The organism is Dyella marensis (genome assembly GCF_049532885.1).
GTDB lineage: Bacteria > Pseudomonadota > Gammaproteobacteria > Xanthomonadales > Rhodanobacteraceae > Dyella_D > Dyella_D marensis.
This window is the reverse complement of the sequence record NZ_CP064029.1, coordinates 4,824,385-4,838,994: the sequence shown is the minus strand read 5'-3', so window position 1 is coordinate 4,838,994 and position 14,610 is coordinate 4,824,385. Positions and strand designations below refer to the sequence as shown.

Here is a 14,610-nt window from a genome sequence, read left to right as displayed (position 1 = left end):
CTTCTTTCGACTCGCGCCTTATCGACATCAAGAGGTTTGCAGACGCCATGACCGGGATTCCCGCGATCAGCGCTTACACCCTGCCCGTGTCCGGGCAACTGCCGCGGAATATCCCGCGCTGGACCATCGATCCGGCCCGCGCGGTATTCCTGATCCACGATATGCAGCGCTACTTCCTGCGCCCGCTGCGCCAGGCCGGCCTGGATGTGCCGTTGATCCACAACCTGCGCGCCATCCGCGATTTCGCGCTCGACCACGACATGCAGGTGGCCTATACCGCGCAGCCGGGCGGCATGAGCCGCGACGAGCGCGGCCTGCTGCGGGACTTCTGGGGCGACGGCATGCAGGTGGCGCCGGATGACCGCGCCGTGATCGACGAGCTGGCGCCGGAAGACCGCGATTGGGTATTCAAGAAGTGGCGCTACAGCGCGTTCTGGAAATCCGACCTGCAGGCGCGCATGCGCGTGCATGGGCGCGACCAGCTGATCATCGGCGGCGTCTACGCGCACATCGGCATTCTCACCACGGCGCTGGAGTCGTTCTCGCACGACATCGAAACCTTCGTCGTGGCTGACGCCACCGCCGACTTCTCGCTGGAACGCCACCTGATGGCGCTGGAGCATGCGGCGCGCTGCTGCGCCGTCGTCCTCACCACCGCGGAGGTCGTGCAATGAGCCTGCTCGAACGGATAGTGAGCGGCAGCGTGAGTGATGCGTTCGCGCTGATCGTGCGCGAGAACGGCACCGGTCCGCGCCTGCTCGAGGCCTACGCGGGGCACGCGCGGACCTGCGAGTCCTTCGTCGACCTGCCGGATACGGGCGAGTCCAGGGACGGCGTGCTGGTGCTGATTCCCTACGCCCAGCTGCGCGAGCGCGGCTTTGCCTGCATCGACGACGGCGAGCGGCTGTGCGCGATCCAGATCCGCGAGCGCGAGGTGTATCCGCTGGACGAAGTGCTCGAAGTCTTCCCCGAGGTGGCGCTGCACCTTTCGGAAGGCGCGTTCGACATGGAGGACGAGGCCTACGAGGAAGCGGTGCGCCGGGTGATCCACGACGAGATCGGGCATGGCGAAGGGGCGAACTTCGTCCTGAAGCGCACCTACCGGGCCAAGCTGCACGGCTATTCACTGGCTACCGCGCTGGCGGGGTTCCGCCGGCTGGCCGTGCAGGAATCCGGCGCCTACTGGACCTTCCTGGTGCACGTCGGCGGCCGCACGTTTATCGGCGCCAGCCCGGAGCGGCATGTGAGCGTCGAGGATGGCGTCGCCGTCATGAACCCGATCAGCGGCACCTACCGGTATCCGTCGACCGGGCCGACGCTGGACGGCGTGCTCGATTTCCTCACCAACGAGAAGGAAGTCGACGAGCTCTACATGGTGGTCGACGAAGAGCTGAAGATGATGGCGCACTTCTGTCCGGCCGGGGGCACCGTGCGCGGACCGTACCTGAAAGAGATGTCGCGCCTGGCGCATACCGAGTACTACATCGAAGGCCGCACGCAGGCCGAGGCGCGCATCGTGCTGCGGCAGACGCTGTTTGCGCCGACGGTGACGGGCAGCCCGATCGAGAACGCCTGCCGGGTGATCGCGCGGCAGGAGCGCGAGGGGCGCGGCTTCTATGCCGGCGTGATCGCCCTGATCGGCAACGATGCCGCGGGTGGGGAGCGTCTGGATTCCGCGATCCTGATCCGCACCGCGGAGATCGCCGCCGACGGTTCGATGAAGATCGGCGTCGGCTCCACCATTGTCCGTCACTCGCAGCCGCACGCCGAGGCCGAGGAGACGCGTGCCAAGGCGAAAGCGCTGCTCGCGGCGCTGGGTGTGCAGGCGACGCGCAGCTTTGCCGGCGTGCCGGCGGTACAGGCCGCGCTCGGCAAGCGCAACGGCGCGGTCGCCAACTTCTGGCTGACCGACAGCAGCCAGCGCATCTGCGTCGACCCGTCGCTGCGTGGACGCCGCGCGCTGATCATCGACGCCGAAGACGCCTTCACCGCCATGCTGGCCCAGCAGCTCGAGGCGATCGGCCTGGAAGTGACGATCAAGAGCTGCACCGATCCGGATCTGTTCGACAGCGATTGCGACGTGGCGGTGCTGGGGCCAGGCCCTGGCGATCCGCGCGACGTGCGCGACCGCCGCGTGGCGAGCCTGCGCCACGCGATGGGCGAGCTGCTGGCGCGCCGCAAGGCCTTCCTGGCCGTCTGCCTCAGCCATCAGATCCTGTGCCTGGAGCTGGGCCTGGACCTGGTGCCGCGCGCCGAGCCGAACCAGGGCGTGCAGAAGGAGATCGACCTGTTCGGCAGCCGCGAATGGGTGGGCTTCTACAACTCGTTCGTCGCCAAGTGCGAGGCGAGCGCGATCAACGTGCAGGGCGCCGGCAATGTGGAAGTAAGCCGCGACCTGGCCTCGAACGAAGTGCACGCGCTGCGCGGCGACCGCTTCGCTTCCATCCAGTTCCACGCCGAATCGCTGCTGACGCGGCGCGGCGTCGACATCATCGCATCCAACGTCAAGAGAGTGCTCTCATCATGATCGCTACGATAAGTTGGTGGAATCTCGACCGCTCGGCGCAGACCATCGAATCGCTGCGCGGCTACCTGCATGGGGAAGGCGTGGCGCCGTGGGAAGCGATTGCCGGCATGCGCACCAAGTTCTGGATCTCCGACCCCGCCAACAACCTGTGGGGCGCGGTGGTGCTGTGGGAGCACCACGAGGCGATGAGCCAGTCGCTGCCGCCGAACCGCGCCACGGAGCTGATCGGCTATCCGCCGACCTGGCGTTCCAGCTTCGACGTCGAAGCGCTGATCGACCAGGGCTCGCCCACCGCGTGGTTTGGCCTGGCCGGCACCGGTGCCCCGGCGCCGGGGCATGCGCCGGTCGGCTTTCCGCGGGGAGGCGCCTGACCATGGCCGAGTACGAAGTGGCGACGGTGGCCGCGCGCGATACCAGCGTATTCGGCGCGCCGCCGGCCGATCCGATGGCGGTGATCCGCAGCTGGTTCGACGCGGCGCGCGAGCTGGGCGTGCCGGAATGCGGCGCGATGGCGCTGGCGACTTCCGATGCGCAGGGGCGCTCTTCCGCGCGCATGGTGCACGTGATCGAGGTGCGGCCGGATGCGCTGATCTTCACCACGCACCGGCATAGCCAGAAGGGCCGGGAGATCGACGAGACGCATTGGTCGTCCGGCGTGCTGTATTGGCGCGAGACGAAGCAGCAGATCACCATCGCCGGGCCGACGCGCCTGGTGTCGACCGAGGTCTCCGACGCGTTGTGGGGCCGCCGGCCGATCACCACCAATGCGATGTCGTTCGTGTCGCGCCAGAGCGCGCCGCTGGACGACGAGGCCGCGCTGCGCGACGAAGCGAACGCGCTGCTCGCTGCCTCGCTGGGCTTGCCGCGGCCCGATGGCTGGGTGGGCTATGCCATCTACCCCGAGAGCATCGAGTTCTGGCATGCCGCGCCGGATCGCCTGCACCAGCGCCTGCGCTACGACCGCGACGGACAGGCCTGGAGCTGGCGGAGGCAGCAGCCTTGAAAGCGATGCCTTATGCCGTGGCGGATGTGTTTACCGAGAACCCGCTGGAAGGGAATCCGGTGGCGGTGTTCTTCGATGCGCAGGGGCTGGAAGCGCAGGACATGCAGCGCATTGCGCGGGAGCTGAACCTGTCGGAGACGACGTTCGTGTTTCCGCCGCCGGCCGGTGCCGACGTGCACGTGCGGATCTTTACGCCGGTGAACGAGTTGCCGTTCGCGGGGCATCCAACCCTGGGCACGGCCGTGGTGCTGGGGCAGCGCGGGCATAGCGGCACGCTGCGGATGGCCACGGCGATGGGCACGATACCGTTCGAGCTGGAACGCGACCGCGAAGGCGTGGTGCGCGCGGCGTCGATGGTGCAGCCGGTGCCGACGTGGTTGCCGTACGAGCACGCTGATGTATTGATCGATGGCCTGGGGATCGAGGGTTCGACCTTGCCCGTCGAGGTGTATCGCATCGGTCCGCGGCATGTTTTTGTCGGGCTGCCGACGGTCGAGGCGCTGTCGGCGGTAAAGCCGGATCTGCGCGTGCTGGCGACCCTGCCCGATGTGGCGGTGAACTGTTTTGCCGGGGCAGGGCGGCATTGGCGCATGCGGATGTTTTCGCCGGCCTATGGCGTGGCGGAGGATGCGGCGACGGGGTCGGCGGCGGGGCCGCTGGCCTTGCATCTGATACGGCATGGGCTGTTGGAGTTCGGCACCGCCATCGAGATTCTGCAGGGTGTCGAGATGGGAAGGCGCTCGCTGATGCGGGCGACGATCCACGGCTCGATGGACGCGATCGGCCCGATCGAAGTCTCCGGCGCCGCCACGGTAGTAGCACGCGGCGAGCTGCTGCGCTGGAAGGCATAGCGCCGAAAAATCCAGCTTACGTAGGTTGGGGTGAGCAAAGCGAACCCCAACGGTGCGCGACGTTGGGGTTCGCCTGCGGCTCACCCCAACCTACATTCGGGAACTGACGAAAGGAATGCTTATGTCGACCACCAGCTTCGCTAACGACCACGAACTCCGCGCCCAACACCGCCGCGTCATCGAAGACTACTTCAGCCGCCGCGGCGAAGGCCGCCTCACCCGCTACCAGCTCTTCACCGAAGACGGCAGCGGCGGCCTGTGGACCAACGACACCGGCGGCCCGATCGCCTCCTACGGCCACGAAGCCCTGAAGGCCCATGGCGCCTGGTCGCTGCAATGCTTCCCCGACTGGCAATGGACCAACGTGCAGATCTTCGAAACCCAGGACCCCAACCGCTTCTGGGTCGAATGCGACGGCGAGGGCCAGATCCTGTTCCCGGGCTATCCGCCGGGCATCTACCGCAACCACTTTATCCACTCGTTCCATATGGAGAACGGGAAGATCAAGCAGGGCCGCGAGTTCATGAATCCGTATGAGCAGATGCGTGCGCTGGGCATTCCGTTTCCCGCGATCAAGCGCGAGGGAATTCCCGCCTGAGCGAAGATGCGCGGCTGGTTCGGACCTGCGGTGGCGGCGCTACTGCAGTTCGCCAATGCTCCGCTGCATATCGTCCTTGCGCGCCGGGTCGCGTTCGCTCGCCACCATGCCCTGCAGGATCTTCAGCTGCGCCGTGTCGAGCGCCTTTTTGGCGGAGGTCTTGATATCCGGGATGACACCGGTGCCTTCCCAGTCGCCATGCGTCACCGGATTGATAGGCCGCCCCGAGGGCACGAACATCATGAAATGCTCGCTCAGGCGCTGCGGCGAGCCGGCGTGGGCGGCGCCGGCGGTCACCTCGCCGACGAGTTTCGCGCGGCCGGCGTTCTTCAGCGCATAGGCGAAGTCCTCGCAACCGGACGCGGTCTCGCCGCTGGTCAGCACATACAGCGGGCGCGCTTGGCCATAGCGTTTGCCGGTGACGCTGGCAGTGGTCCAGCGTTGCTCGGTGCGGCCTTCGTCGCGGAAGTAGATGTCGTTGAGATGGGTGGGCTGGTCGAACAGATAGCTGGCCACCTGCATCACCGTCTCCGGATCGCCGCCATGGCATTCGCGCAGATCGACGATCAGCGCATCGGTATCGCCCAGCAGGCTCATCGCGGCGGCAGTGCGTTCGGCCGTGTGCTGCGGGCGGCCGAAGGCATGCAGTTCGAGCAGGCCGATATTGAAATGCAGGCGGCCGACGTTGGCGAAGCCGTAGTTGACCTGTTTCTGGTGCAGGTCTTCGGCGGCCCGCTCCTGCGGCGACGGCCCGCCATCGGCGCTCGCGGGAATGGCCTGCTCGAAATAGCGGATCTCCAGATGCTTGTCGCTGGTCGTGCCCTGCAGCAGATCGGTCAGGCGTTCGGCCAGGCCCTGGGCACTTTGGATCGCATCGAAATCGCCATGCGCCATGCGTGCGCGCAGGTCTTTCTCGATCGCTGCCGCCTTGTCCGGAAAGACGTAGCCGCGATCGAGCTTGGCGATGACGCCTTCGAGCACCGCATCGCGCGCGGCCTTATCGATGGCCATATCCTTCTGCGGCGGTCCCTGGTTCGGCCCGCTGGGCCAGGCCAGCACCGCCACGCTCCCCAGGCCCGCCATGCCGATCGCAGCCATCGCCACGAAGATCCCCGTTCGCCTGTTCATTGCACTTCTCGTGTATGGGCGCCATCGCCCGGCCAGCACAGGCTGCGGGCACAATGTGGGGAAATTGTGTGGACGGCGGTGGCGTTACCAGTCGACGCGGTAGCCGACGCCGTAGATGGAATGGATGATTTCCACCTCCGGCAGCACGGCGGCGAGCTTGCGGCGCAGGTTCTTGACGTGCGTGTCGATGGTGCGGTCGTTGGCGTCCAGATTGTCGCGCTGGATCACGTCGAGCAGCTGCGTGCGCGAATACGCCATGCCCGGGCGCCGCAGCATCGTTGCCAGCAGCTGGTACTCGCTCGGTGTCAGATCGAGCGGATGCGCACCGACGCGAATGGATCGCGCGGCTTCGTCGATCCGCCACAGCGGACGATCCGCGGCATCGGCGCGCGTGCGGCGCAGAATGGCCTTGATGCGCGCCACCAGTTCGCGCGGACTGAACGGCTTGCACAGGTAATCGTCGGCGCCGGCTTCGAGGCCCAGCAGGCGATCGACTTCCTCGACCCTGGCGGTGAGCATCAGGATCGGCACCTCCGAAAACGCACGCAGGGCCTGGCACACCGACAGCCCATCGAGCCCCGGCAGCATCAGGTCGAGCACGATCAGATCGGGCATGGCCTCGGTGGCGCGTTCGAGCGCGACTTTGCCGTCGGCCACCACCTCGGCGGTATAGCCGGCGGCGGCGACATAGTCGGCGACGATGGCGGCGAGTTCGCTTTCGTCCTCGACAATCAGGATCCGTGCGGTCATCGGTCGTCCAGGGGTAGGATCATCGTTGCGCGCAAGCCGCCCAGCGGAGAAGGCGCGAACACCAGGCGCCCGCCATGCGCGGCGAGGATCTGCCGGCACAGGGCCAGACCCAGGCCGAAGCCGCCGGAGCTGCGGCTGCGCGATTCCTCCAGTCGAAAGAAGCGTTCGCCCAGGCGTTCGAGCGATGCCGTCGGCACGCCCGGGGCGGAGTCGTCGACGACGATGCGGATGGTGTTGTCCACGACGGCGCCGGTAAGCGCGACGCTGCCGCCGCCGGCGGTATAGCGCACGCTGTTCTCGAGCAGGTTGGCGAGCACTTGCCGGATGCGGGCGGCATCGCATGGCGCCACGCAGCGCGACGGCGCGGCGCCGATCGATGCCTGCAGATCGTGAGTGCCGAAGCGCGCCGAGAAGTCGGCGAAGACCTCGCAAGCCATCCGCCACACATCGTGCGGCGCAAGCGCGTAGCGGCTCTGCCCGAGATCGCCGCGCGCCAGCTCGTGCAGGTCATCGACCAGCCGGTTGAGCGAGTGCACCTGCCGCTCCATCAAGTCCAGGTGCTCGGGCGTGGCGGCGCGCACACCGTCCTGCACGCTTTCGATCTGGGCGCGCAACACCGCCAGCGGCGTGCGCAGCTCGTGCGAGGTCTCCGCGATCCACTGCTGGCGCATCCGCTCCACCTCCTGCAGGCGCGCGGCGAGGCGATTGAAGGCGCTGGCAAGTTCCCCCAGCTCGTCGCTGCGGGTCACCTCGATGCGCGTCGCGAACTGGCCATGTTCGAGCCTGCGCGCACCCGTGACCAGTTGCATGATCGGGCGGCGCACATGGACGGCCAGCAGCCAGGCGACGCCGATGCTGAGCAGCAGGGCGGCGACCAGCGCCCAGGCCAGGCGGCTCTGTTGATCGATCAGGAAGGCGACGGCCAGCGCATCGTCCGGATGCTGGGGATAGGCCACGAGCAGACTGCCGATCGGGCGGCCATCGACGCTCAGCGGGTGCGCGGCACGATCGATCGAGGTAGCGGCGATCAGCCACGGGGATGCGACGGCGCCCGCCAGATACCGGCCGTGCGTATCGGTCAGCCCGATGCGATAGGCCACGCTCGAGGCTCCGGACTTTGCATCGGGCGCGCCAGTACGCGAGCGCTCGTACGCGTCGCGCAACCAGGCCTTGCGCTGTGCGGTATCGCGGGGAAGAAACGACCAGTCGCCATGTTGCCGATAGCTGGCCTCCAGCGTGGCCCCCAGCGCGTCGAGAAAGTGCGTGTCGGTATCGAGCCGGTGCTCGGCAAAGTTGTCCAGCAGCCGCCACCGCACCAGCTCCACACCCAGCGCCCCGGCGACGATAATCGTCAGCCAGATGGCCAGGAACAGGCGGTAGCCGATGGATAGCTTCAAAGGCGCGATACCTTGCAAGGAAGAGCATCAGCTTAGGCAAGCCGTCGTGTGCCGGCTAGGCCTTCGTCGCGCCGATCAGCGCCGCAGCGCCTCTGGATGCGCCGCCAGCCACTGCTGCACCCGCCGCATATTTCTGGCCTTGGCCTGCTGGGCCAGCGTTCTGCCATCGTCATACCGGCCCTTCGGGCTCGCGCCGGCTTCCAGCAGGCGCAGCACGATGGCGTCGGTCCAGCTGCCGAACAGCATGCTGTTGCCGTCGTTCGACTTCAGCGAGGCATCGGCGCCGTGTGACAGCAGTACGTTCAACAGTTCCAGGTTTTCCACACCGTACAGCGGCGTGCGGCCCTTGCTATCGCGGTGGTTGGGATGGGCGCCCCGCGCTAGCAGGCGCTCGGCGGTGCGGATGCGGTCGGCGTCGTCCCGCCTGCAGGTATAGGTACCCGCGAGTTCCGCCAATGCGGTTCGCCCCTGCGGTTCGTCGTCACCATTTGCCTTGCGTACCGGGGCAAAATCGATATCCAGGCCGGCATCGGCGAAGGCGTCGACCATGGCGGGGGAGCAGCCCCCGCCTGTATCGGCAAAGCGCTCGATAGCCTTTGCCTTGCCGTAGCGATCGAGCCATCCATCCTTGGCCAGGCGCTTGAAGACTTCCGCGTGCCCGCGCCGGATCGAGTCTTCGATCAGGGTGACGCCAGCGACCGTAACGTCTCCCGGCACGGTTCCGGGCGGCAAGGTCGTCTGATCCAACGGAGCGCCGCGTTCGATGAGCGCCAGGATCGTGGCTTCGTCCGCTTCGTTAGCTTCGCCATTCACCGCCAACACCGTGGCCTGGTTCGAGTGGAAATCGAAATGGTTCTGCTCCAGCCACGGAATGAGCGCGGCCGTTCCTTTCACCCAGCGGTCGGCACCGGCGGCGCGGTCGATCGCCTCTTCCAGCTCGTCCACCGCCTTGGGCATGCCGGCCTCGATACCGACATAGTCGACCACACGCTTGTTGCGGCCGCCCACGGTGAGACTCACCACCTGGGTGGGGTTATCGGTGATCCAGGCTCGATATTCGTCCTTGAGCTGCCAGAAATCAGCGGCCTCGAATTGCTTGAGCAGCGCCTGTACGGCTTCGGGGCTGATCCGATCCTCATGCGTGCCCGGCAGCAGCACGCCGTTGGAGCGGGAGAAGCGCCGGTGCACCTTGTCCACCTCGTCGACCGGATCCGTGCCGGTGGTGAAATGCACCAGGCCGTCGCCGCGGATGGTCAGTTCGTAGGTGGGACAGGCGCCGAAGCAGGCGGTGCGCGTGAGGCTGATTTCCACGTTGTCGCTGGCTACCGACGGTGCGGTAGCCGCCGCGATGGCAATCAGGAGCCCGGCTTTGATCACGCCGGACAGACAGGAACTACGTGCTGCCATGGATTCCCCCGAATCGTTGTTTGCGCAGGCGTCTGACCTGGCGAGTCTATCCGGCTCCGGAGGGGGTCGGAAGTTGGCCGAAGGCGACAGGCAGGGTGTTGTCCATGGACACGATGCCCCGTTCGGCGGGACCATTCGCTTTCGCAAAGGGGGTTGTGATGACGAATATCGAGAACAAGCAGATAAATGCGGGCACGCCGCCGCATGAGCCGGTTGCGCTGGGCGATTACAGAATCAGCCTCGAGGATGGGCGGCTGGTTGTTCGTACCGCTTCGGGAAACAGGGCGGAAGTTTTTTTCCCCGGGAAGTTCAACAGAGAAAGTTTCTCGCTGACCATCGAATCCCAGGGGCTCGGGCTTACACTCCTGAAGAGATAGCGGGGCGCTTATGGCTTACAAGCTGTCTTTGGCCGCCCGGAACGAGGGGCTGATCTATGTCGACGAGCAACACTCGGACGCATCGTACTGTTGGGGTTCGCCTGTGGCTCACCCCAACCTACGTCCGGCAAAGACAAGTACCAACGGAGAATCGAAGTGGAAACGATCGGGCGCGACCTGAGGGAAATGCAACGCGTGCCGCTGGCCAGCACGCACGTCGCGGCGATGCGGGCGGAAGGTACCGAGGTGCGCTATGCGGCGGGCGAGTTTGTCGTCCAGCTCGGCGACCCGATCGACCGCTTCGTCTATGTGGAGGACGGCGAGATCGAAGTGGTGAACCCCTTTACGGGCGAACGCCATTTCCCTTCCACGCTGGGACCGACCCAGTTCATGGGCGAGATTTCCTTCCTTAATGGCGGCGTGTGGGCCTTGCCGATGCGCGCGGTCAAGGACACCCGCGTGCTCCAGGTGCCGCGCACCGCCATGCTGCGGCTGATGTCCGAGATCCCGGAGATGTCGGACATCATCATCACCGTCTTCGCCGCCCGCCGGCGCCGCCAGCTCGACGAGCGCGACGGCACCCTGGTGCTGATCGGCGAAGACCTGGACCGGAATATCCAGCGCGTCGGCGAATTCGCCAGCCGCAACCGTTTGCCGTATGCGTCTTACGCGCTGGGCAGCGCGGAAGCCCAATGCATTGCCACCAGCTGTGCGATTCCCGCGGACCGGCCGGCGGTGATCTTCGGCCGCGATCACGTGGTGAACGAACCGACGCCGGACAAGATCGCCAAGCTGCTGGGCCTGAGCTTCGAGCTGGCCGACGAGGAGGCGGTGGACGTGCTGATCGTCGGCGGAGGCCCCGCGGGTGTGGCGGCCGGCGTGTATGCCGGCGCCGAAGGCTTGAGCGCGATCGTGGTGGAAGACCTCGCGGTCGGCGGCCAGGCCGGTACCTCCAGCCGGATCGAAAACTATATGGGCTTTCCCACCGGTATTTCCGGCGCCGACCTGGTGTGGCGCGGCGAAGTGCAGGCGATGAAGTTCGGCACGCGCTTCATCATGCCGCGGCGCGTGGTGAGCGTGGAGCGGCGCGAGGACGGCAAGTTCTGTTCGACCTTCGACAATGGGCAGCGCATCCTGGCTGGCGCCATCGTGGTGGCGACGGGGGTGCAATATAAGCGGCTGCCGATCGACCGGTTGGCGGAGTTCGAAGGGGCTGGTGTGTATTACGCCGCAACGGAAAACGAAGCGCGTTATTGCAAGGATGGTGAGGCGCTGGTGATCGGCGGCGGCAATTCTGCCGGGCAGGCCGCCATGTTTCTCAGCCGCTCGGCCAACCGCGTCCGCCTGCTCGTCCGCGGCACCTCGCTGGCGTCGTCGATGTCCAGCTACCTGTCCAGCCGACTGGAAGCGGACCCGAAAATCACCATCGAATACGGTTCCTCGGTGCGCCTGTTGCATGGTGGCGAACGGATCGATGCCGTCACCGTGCATAACAGCATCAATGGATCGGATTACACGTTGCCGACGTGTGCGCTCTTCATCATGGTGGGGGCGGAGCCGAATACGTCCTGGCTGTCGGGGCTGGTGAAGCTGGATCAGAAGGGCTTTGTCGAAACGGGCGATGCGGTGGGGGCGGATTCGCCTTATGCGACGTCGCAGCCGGGGATTTTTGCGGTGGGGGATGTAAGGGCGGGGTCGGTGAAGCGCGTGGCTTCGGCGGTGGGCGAGGGGTCCGTCGTTATTTCGAAGGTATGGACTCATTTGAACGGCTGAGGCTTGCCTTGAAAGCCCCTCTCCCGCCGGCGACCCGAAGGTAGTCCCCGTGGGAGAGAGGGGGTGGGGTGAGGGTACGGTCGGAGCGCAAGAGTGATGTGCATCGCTCCGTGGCTGCAGCAGGCAAAGACACGCACGCCCTTTACCTCCGTGTCAGTACATTGACGACGCGCCGCCAAGTCCACGAAACTACCCGCGCATCGTCACGACGATGCCTGTCATTGCGCGTCGTCTATTGCCGCGCAGTCGAATCCGAGGGGTGCTGCGACGGACTCGATCCGCCACGCTCGGCTTCGATATCCCAGCAAGGGCGCCCTCCATCGATGGAGGATTTGCCATGTCCCATGTTTTTACACACCGTCTCGCCATCGCTACGTCCTCGATGGTTCCGGGCATCCATCCGGACGACCGGCACCTGGCGGATTCGCTGCTAAGCCTTGGCATCGAGACGAAGCCCTGTGTCTGGAACGACCCCGGCGTGGACTGGTCGCGGTACGACGCGGTGCTGATGCGTTCCACCTGGGATTACTTCAAGCATTACGCAGCGTTCGTCGAGTGGTTGGATCACTTGCCCATTCCGACGATCAACGATAAAGCCTTGCTGCGCTGGAACAGCGACAAGCGCTATCTGCTTGAGTTGGCGGCGCAGGGTGTCGACATCATTCCTACGACCATCGCGGCGGGAACCGAGCTGCGGCAGACGCTGGCGCGGATGCCGGGGCAGGAGGTGGTGGTCAAGCCTACGGTCAGCGGCACGGCCTGGTATACGGCGCGCGGTGTCGTTGGCGATGCCGCGTTCGAGCAGGTCGTGGCGCAACTGCCGAGGGAATTCGAATATCTGGTGCAACCCTTCGTCCCTGAAGTAGTCAGCGACGGCGAATGGTCCCTGTTGTTCTTCGGCGGCGAGTACAGCCACGCCGTGATCAAACGGGCGGCAGCCGGCGATTACCGGGTGCAGTCGGATTTCGGAGGGACAGCCGATGCGGTCGATCCCGATCCGGTGCTGATCGCCAGCGCCAGGCGCGCCCTTGCCGCCGCGGCGGCGCTAGGCCATGCCGACAGTGCCTATGCGCGCGTCGATGGCGTGATCTGCAAGGGCCGCTTCCTGCTGATGGAACTGGAAATGATCGAGCCGTTTTTGCACCTTGGGGCGCGGCCGGAGGCGGCAGAGCGCTTTGCGGGGCATTTGCAGAGGCGGTTGGCTAAGCGGACTGCCTGAGCGTTTCCTTCGGGCGCACTTTAAAGGCGGTGGTTTAAAGGGGGCGGGTGGAGTTCTGTTCTCGCCCCCTTCTGCCTTGCTTAAAGGCCCAGGGCGTGAATGAATGCCCGTATCTCATCGACCACAGCATGAAGATCCGGCGCGGAAAGGCGGTTCCTGCGCAGAAAGGCGTTCCATTGCGCCTGCTTCTGCGCATCGGCAGAAAATTCTTTTGTCAGCCCGAACGGAATCTCATCGCGTAGCTCAGTCCCGCGCCGGGCGAACGTGGCGCTGATGGCGGCGACCAGTTCCGGTCGATCCATGGCGCCTTCGCGAACGAGCGCCAGCAGATCGAAGTAGTCCTTCATCCTGCTGTTGGCAATGCCCAGCGTGGCAATGGCTTCCAGTTTTTCGGCAAACACCGTCTCCCGCGGATAGACGCGCAGATGGGGTGCCGGAAATTCGTCGAGCAACACCGGATAATCCGTTTCCATGGGCATCGGAGTGACGGCGTCACCGAAGCCGACGTCCCACTGCACGTGGCACCGTGCGTTCCCAAGCAGAGCCCGCAGGTGCAGGCGCAGGCCTTCGTAGCTCGCTTCCTCGCGTATCGACTCCACCACGATGGCATCGGGATCGAAGTGCAGGCCATCGTCCAAGTAAATCATGCAGAGATTGCGCGCGATGCCTGCCAGCCGTTCCGGGTCGGGTGAGCCGAAGCCCAGGAAGTCGGCATCGCGCGTGGGCCGGTGCGGCTGGTCGAACCAGAGTGCAAACAACATCGCTCCCTTCAACAGGAACAGGTCGCGGTGCGAGGAAATGGACAGCCTGTACAGCAACCGCTCCACGGCGAATCGATCCAGCAAGAGCTGAAAGTCCTCGCCCCGTGCGCGAGCCCGATCGAGCAGGCGTTGCCGGATCGACGCCGCGCGGCCGGCGGCAGGGAACATCGTGTTTATGCCATCGCCTCCAGATACGGACGCATAAGCTTGGCCACGCGGCAGATGCGCGCGTACTTCCACAGTTCGTCCACGGTGGTGGCGCGCGCGCGAAGCGCATCACGCAGGGCTTCGATAGCGACATCCAGCCCGACGAGGTTGCGAAACTTGAAGCAGTCCGCGATGGTTTTCGCGACGCTGGTTACTCGCACCGATCTGCCACCGATCTTACGTATCTCCAGGCCCACCGCGAGCGTTTCACCGGAAAATCGGACGACTCGCAGTGAAGGCCAGTCCAGGCGGGGAGCACGATCCTTGTTGCCGATGGCGATCCATATCTCGAACGGTGCCTGCGTAGTCAGTTCATGCAGGCGCAGGGCGGTCAGCAGGCACAGGCGCGCGCCGGGAATGCGTTGGGCAACCACCAGGACGCCTTCATCGCCCTCTGCCTGGGGCATCCCGGGAAGGGTGTAGACGCCGCGGGAAAGCCGGACCAGATCCCCCGCAGCGACAAGGCGGGAAACCTGGGCACGGGCGACGCCCGCTTCGACAAGCTCGCGAGAACGAACCGCGCCGCGGCGGCGAATGAGTGCCTTTGCAAGGGCGGCCGGACTGGTCATGGCCGGAGTGTTCCATATTGTCGGTAGTTTTGGAATAACTACC

At 65.7% G+C, this 14,610-nt stretch carries 15 protein-coding genes and 1 riboswitch; of the genes, 9 read left to right on the top strand and 6 right to left on the bottom strand.

The genetic code is table 11. The features are described 5' to 3' along the window. The first annotated feature begins 47 nt into the window (after positions 1–47). The 6 genes from ISN75_RS21345 to ISN75_RS21320 all read left to right on the top strand — a co-directional run bounded on the left by ISN75_RS21345 (position 48) and on the right by ISN75_RS21320 (position 4,979). A complete protein-coding gene (locus ISN75_RS21345; protein ID WP_343818133.1) occupies positions 48–674 on the top strand; it encodes an isochorismatase family protein in 627 nt (208 codons plus the stop codon). Then, positions 671–2,527 carry an anthranilate synthase family protein gene (locus ISN75_RS21340; RefSeq protein ID WP_343818131.1) on the top strand — a complete coding sequence of 619 codons (1,857 nt, stop codon included), beginning with the start codon at positions 671–673 and terminating at the stop codon, positions 2,525–2,527. Before ISN75_RS21345 ends, ISN75_RS21340 begins: the two co-directional genes overlap by 4 nt. Beyond that, positions 2,524–2,898: a hypothetical protein gene (locus tag ISN75_RS21335; protein ID WP_168649320.1), complete on the top strand. Its 375-nt coding sequence runs from the start codon at positions 2,524–2,526 to the stop codon at positions 2,896–2,898. Before ISN75_RS21340 ends, ISN75_RS21335 begins: the two co-directional genes overlap by 4 nt. Before the next feature lie 2 nt (positions 2,899–2,900). Beyond that, entirely contained in the window at positions 2,901–3,530 is a 630-nt protein-coding gene (locus tag ISN75_RS21330; protein ID WP_343818129.1) for a pyridoxal 5'-phosphate synthase, read from the top strand. A gap of 5 nt (positions 3,531–3,535) precedes the next feature. Beyond that, the gene (locus tag ISN75_RS21325) at positions 3,536–4,381 is read left to right on the top strand and encodes a PhzF family phenazine biosynthesis protein (RefSeq protein WP_343818262.1); all 846 of its coding nucleotides are present in this window, start codon (positions 3,536–3,538) and stop codon (positions 4,379–4,381) included. 121 nt (positions 4,382–4,502) lie between these two features. Next, entirely contained in the window at positions 4,503–4,979 is a 477-nt protein-coding gene (locus tag ISN75_RS21320; protein WP_343818127.1) for a PhzA/PhzB family protein, read from the top strand. Between the two features lie 39 nt (positions 4,980–5,018). Here ISN75_RS21320 and ISN75_RS21315 read toward each other — a convergent pair whose 3' ends face one another. The 4 genes from ISN75_RS21315 to ISN75_RS21300 form a co-directional block, all read right to left on the bottom strand. Further along, positions 5,019–6,107, bottom strand: coding sequence for a S41 family peptidase (locus tag ISN75_RS21315; protein ID WP_343818125.1), 1,089 nt, complete (start codon positions 6,105–6,107; stop codon positions 5,019–5,021). Positions 6,108–6,191: 84 nt separating this feature from the next. After that, entirely contained in the window at positions 6,192–6,857 is a 666-nt protein-coding gene (locus ISN75_RS21310; RefSeq protein ID WP_343818123.1) for a response regulator, read from the bottom strand. Beyond that, entirely contained in the window at positions 6,854–8,272 is a 1,419-nt protein-coding gene (locus ISN75_RS21305; RefSeq protein WP_343818121.1) for an ATP-binding protein, read from the bottom strand. Before ISN75_RS21305 ends, ISN75_RS21310 begins: the two co-directional genes overlap by 4 nt. Positions 8,273–8,329: 57 nt before the next feature. Then, the gene (locus ISN75_RS21300) at positions 8,330–9,661 is read right to left on the bottom strand and encodes a DUF6438 domain-containing protein (protein ID WP_343818119.1); all 1,332 of its coding nucleotides are present in this window, start codon (positions 9,659–9,661) and stop codon (positions 8,330–8,332) included. 104 nt (positions 9,662–9,765) lie between these two features. Between ISN75_RS21300 and ISN75_RS21295 the strand changes: the two genes are divergently transcribed. From ISN75_RS21295 to ISN75_RS21285, 3 genes are all read left to right on the top strand, one after another. After that, positions 9,766–10,038: a hypothetical protein gene (locus ISN75_RS21295; RefSeq protein ID WP_167253077.1), complete on the top strand. Its 273-nt coding sequence runs from the start codon at positions 9,766–9,768 to the stop codon at positions 10,036–10,038. A gap of 156 nt (positions 10,039–10,194) precedes the next feature. Beyond that, the gene (locus ISN75_RS21290) at positions 10,195–11,811 is read left to right on the top strand and encodes an FAD-dependent oxidoreductase (protein WP_168649390.1); all 1,617 of its coding nucleotides are present in this window, start codon (positions 10,195–10,197) and stop codon (positions 11,809–11,811) included. A gap of 248 nt (positions 11,812–12,059) precedes the next feature. Then, positions 12,060–12,134, top strand: a riboswitch (S-adenosyl-L-homocysteine riboswitch). A 14-nt stretch (positions 12,135–12,148) separates the two neighbouring features. After that, on the top strand, positions 12,149–13,030 hold the full coding sequence (locus ISN75_RS21285; RefSeq protein ID WP_343818114.1) for a hypothetical protein: 882 nt from the start codon (positions 12,149–12,151) through the stop codon (positions 13,028–13,030). A gap of 80 nt (positions 13,031–13,110) precedes the next feature. Here ISN75_RS21285 and ISN75_RS21280 read toward each other — a convergent pair whose 3' ends face one another. Together ISN75_RS21280 and ISN75_RS21275 are read right to left on the bottom strand one after the other, a co-directional pair. Further along, a complete protein-coding gene (locus ISN75_RS21280; protein ID WP_343818112.1) occupies positions 13,111–13,959 on the bottom strand; it encodes a nucleotidyl transferase AbiEii/AbiGii toxin family protein in 849 nt (282 codons plus the stop codon). A gap of 5 nt (positions 13,960–13,964) precedes the next feature. Beyond that, positions 13,965–14,567 carry a type IV toxin-antitoxin system AbiEi family antitoxin domain-containing protein gene (locus ISN75_RS21275; RefSeq protein WP_343818109.1) on the bottom strand — a complete coding sequence of 201 codons (603 nt, stop codon included), beginning with the start codon at positions 14,565–14,567 and terminating at the stop codon, positions 13,965–13,967. Positions 14,568–14,610 lie beyond the last annotated feature (43 nt).

Excerpts from the sequence above, each read along its gene's own strand:
- ISN75_RS21345 (WP_343818133.1), top strand. The coding sequence starts at position 48 with ATGACCGGGATTCCCGCGATCAGCGCTTACACCCTGCCCGTGTCCGGG.
- ISN75_RS21340 (WP_343818131.1), top strand. The coding sequence starts at position 671 with ATGAGCCTGCTCGAACGGATAGTGAGCGGCAGCGTGAGTGATGCGTTC.
- ISN75_RS21335 (WP_168649320.1), top strand. The coding sequence starts at position 2,524 with ATGATCGCTACGATAAGTTGGTGGAATCTCGACCGCTCGGCGCAGACC.
- ISN75_RS21330 (WP_343818129.1), top strand. The coding sequence starts at position 2,901 with ATGGCCGAGTACGAAGTGGCGACGGTGGCCGCGCGCGATACCAGCGTA.
- ISN75_RS21325 (WP_343818262.1), top strand. The coding sequence starts at position 3,536 with ATGCCTTATGCCGTGGCGGATGTGTTTACCGAGAACCCGCTGGAAGGG.
- ISN75_RS21320 (WP_343818127.1), top strand. The coding sequence starts at position 4,503 with ATGTCGACCACCAGCTTCGCTAACGACCACGAACTCCGCGCCCAACAC.
- ISN75_RS21315 (WP_343818125.1), bottom strand. The coding sequence starts at position 6,107 with ATGAACAGGCGAACGGGGATCTTCGTGGCGATGGCTGCGATCGGCATG.
- ISN75_RS21310 (WP_343818123.1), bottom strand. The coding sequence starts at position 6,857 with ATGACCGCACGGATCCTGATTGTCGAGGACGAAAGCGAACTCGCCGCC.
- ISN75_RS21300 (WP_343818119.1), bottom strand. The coding sequence starts at position 9,661 with ATGGCAGCACGTAGTTCCTGTCTGTCCGGCGTGATCAAAGCCGGGCTC.
- ISN75_RS21295 (WP_167253077.1), top strand. The coding sequence starts at position 9,766 with ATGGACACGATGCCCCGTTCGGCGGGACCATTCGCTTTCGCAAAGGGG.
- ISN75_RS21285 (WP_343818114.1), top strand. The coding sequence starts at position 12,149 with ATGTCCCATGTTTTTACACACCGTCTCGCCATCGCTACGTCCTCGATG.
- ISN75_RS21280 (WP_343818112.1), bottom strand. The coding sequence starts at position 13,959 with ATGTTCCCTGCCGCCGGCCGCGCGGCGTCGATCCGGCAACGCCTGCTC.
- ISN75_RS21275 (WP_343818109.1), bottom strand. The coding sequence starts at position 14,567 with ATGACCAGTCCGGCCGCCCTTGCAAAGGCACTCATTCGCCGCCGCGGC.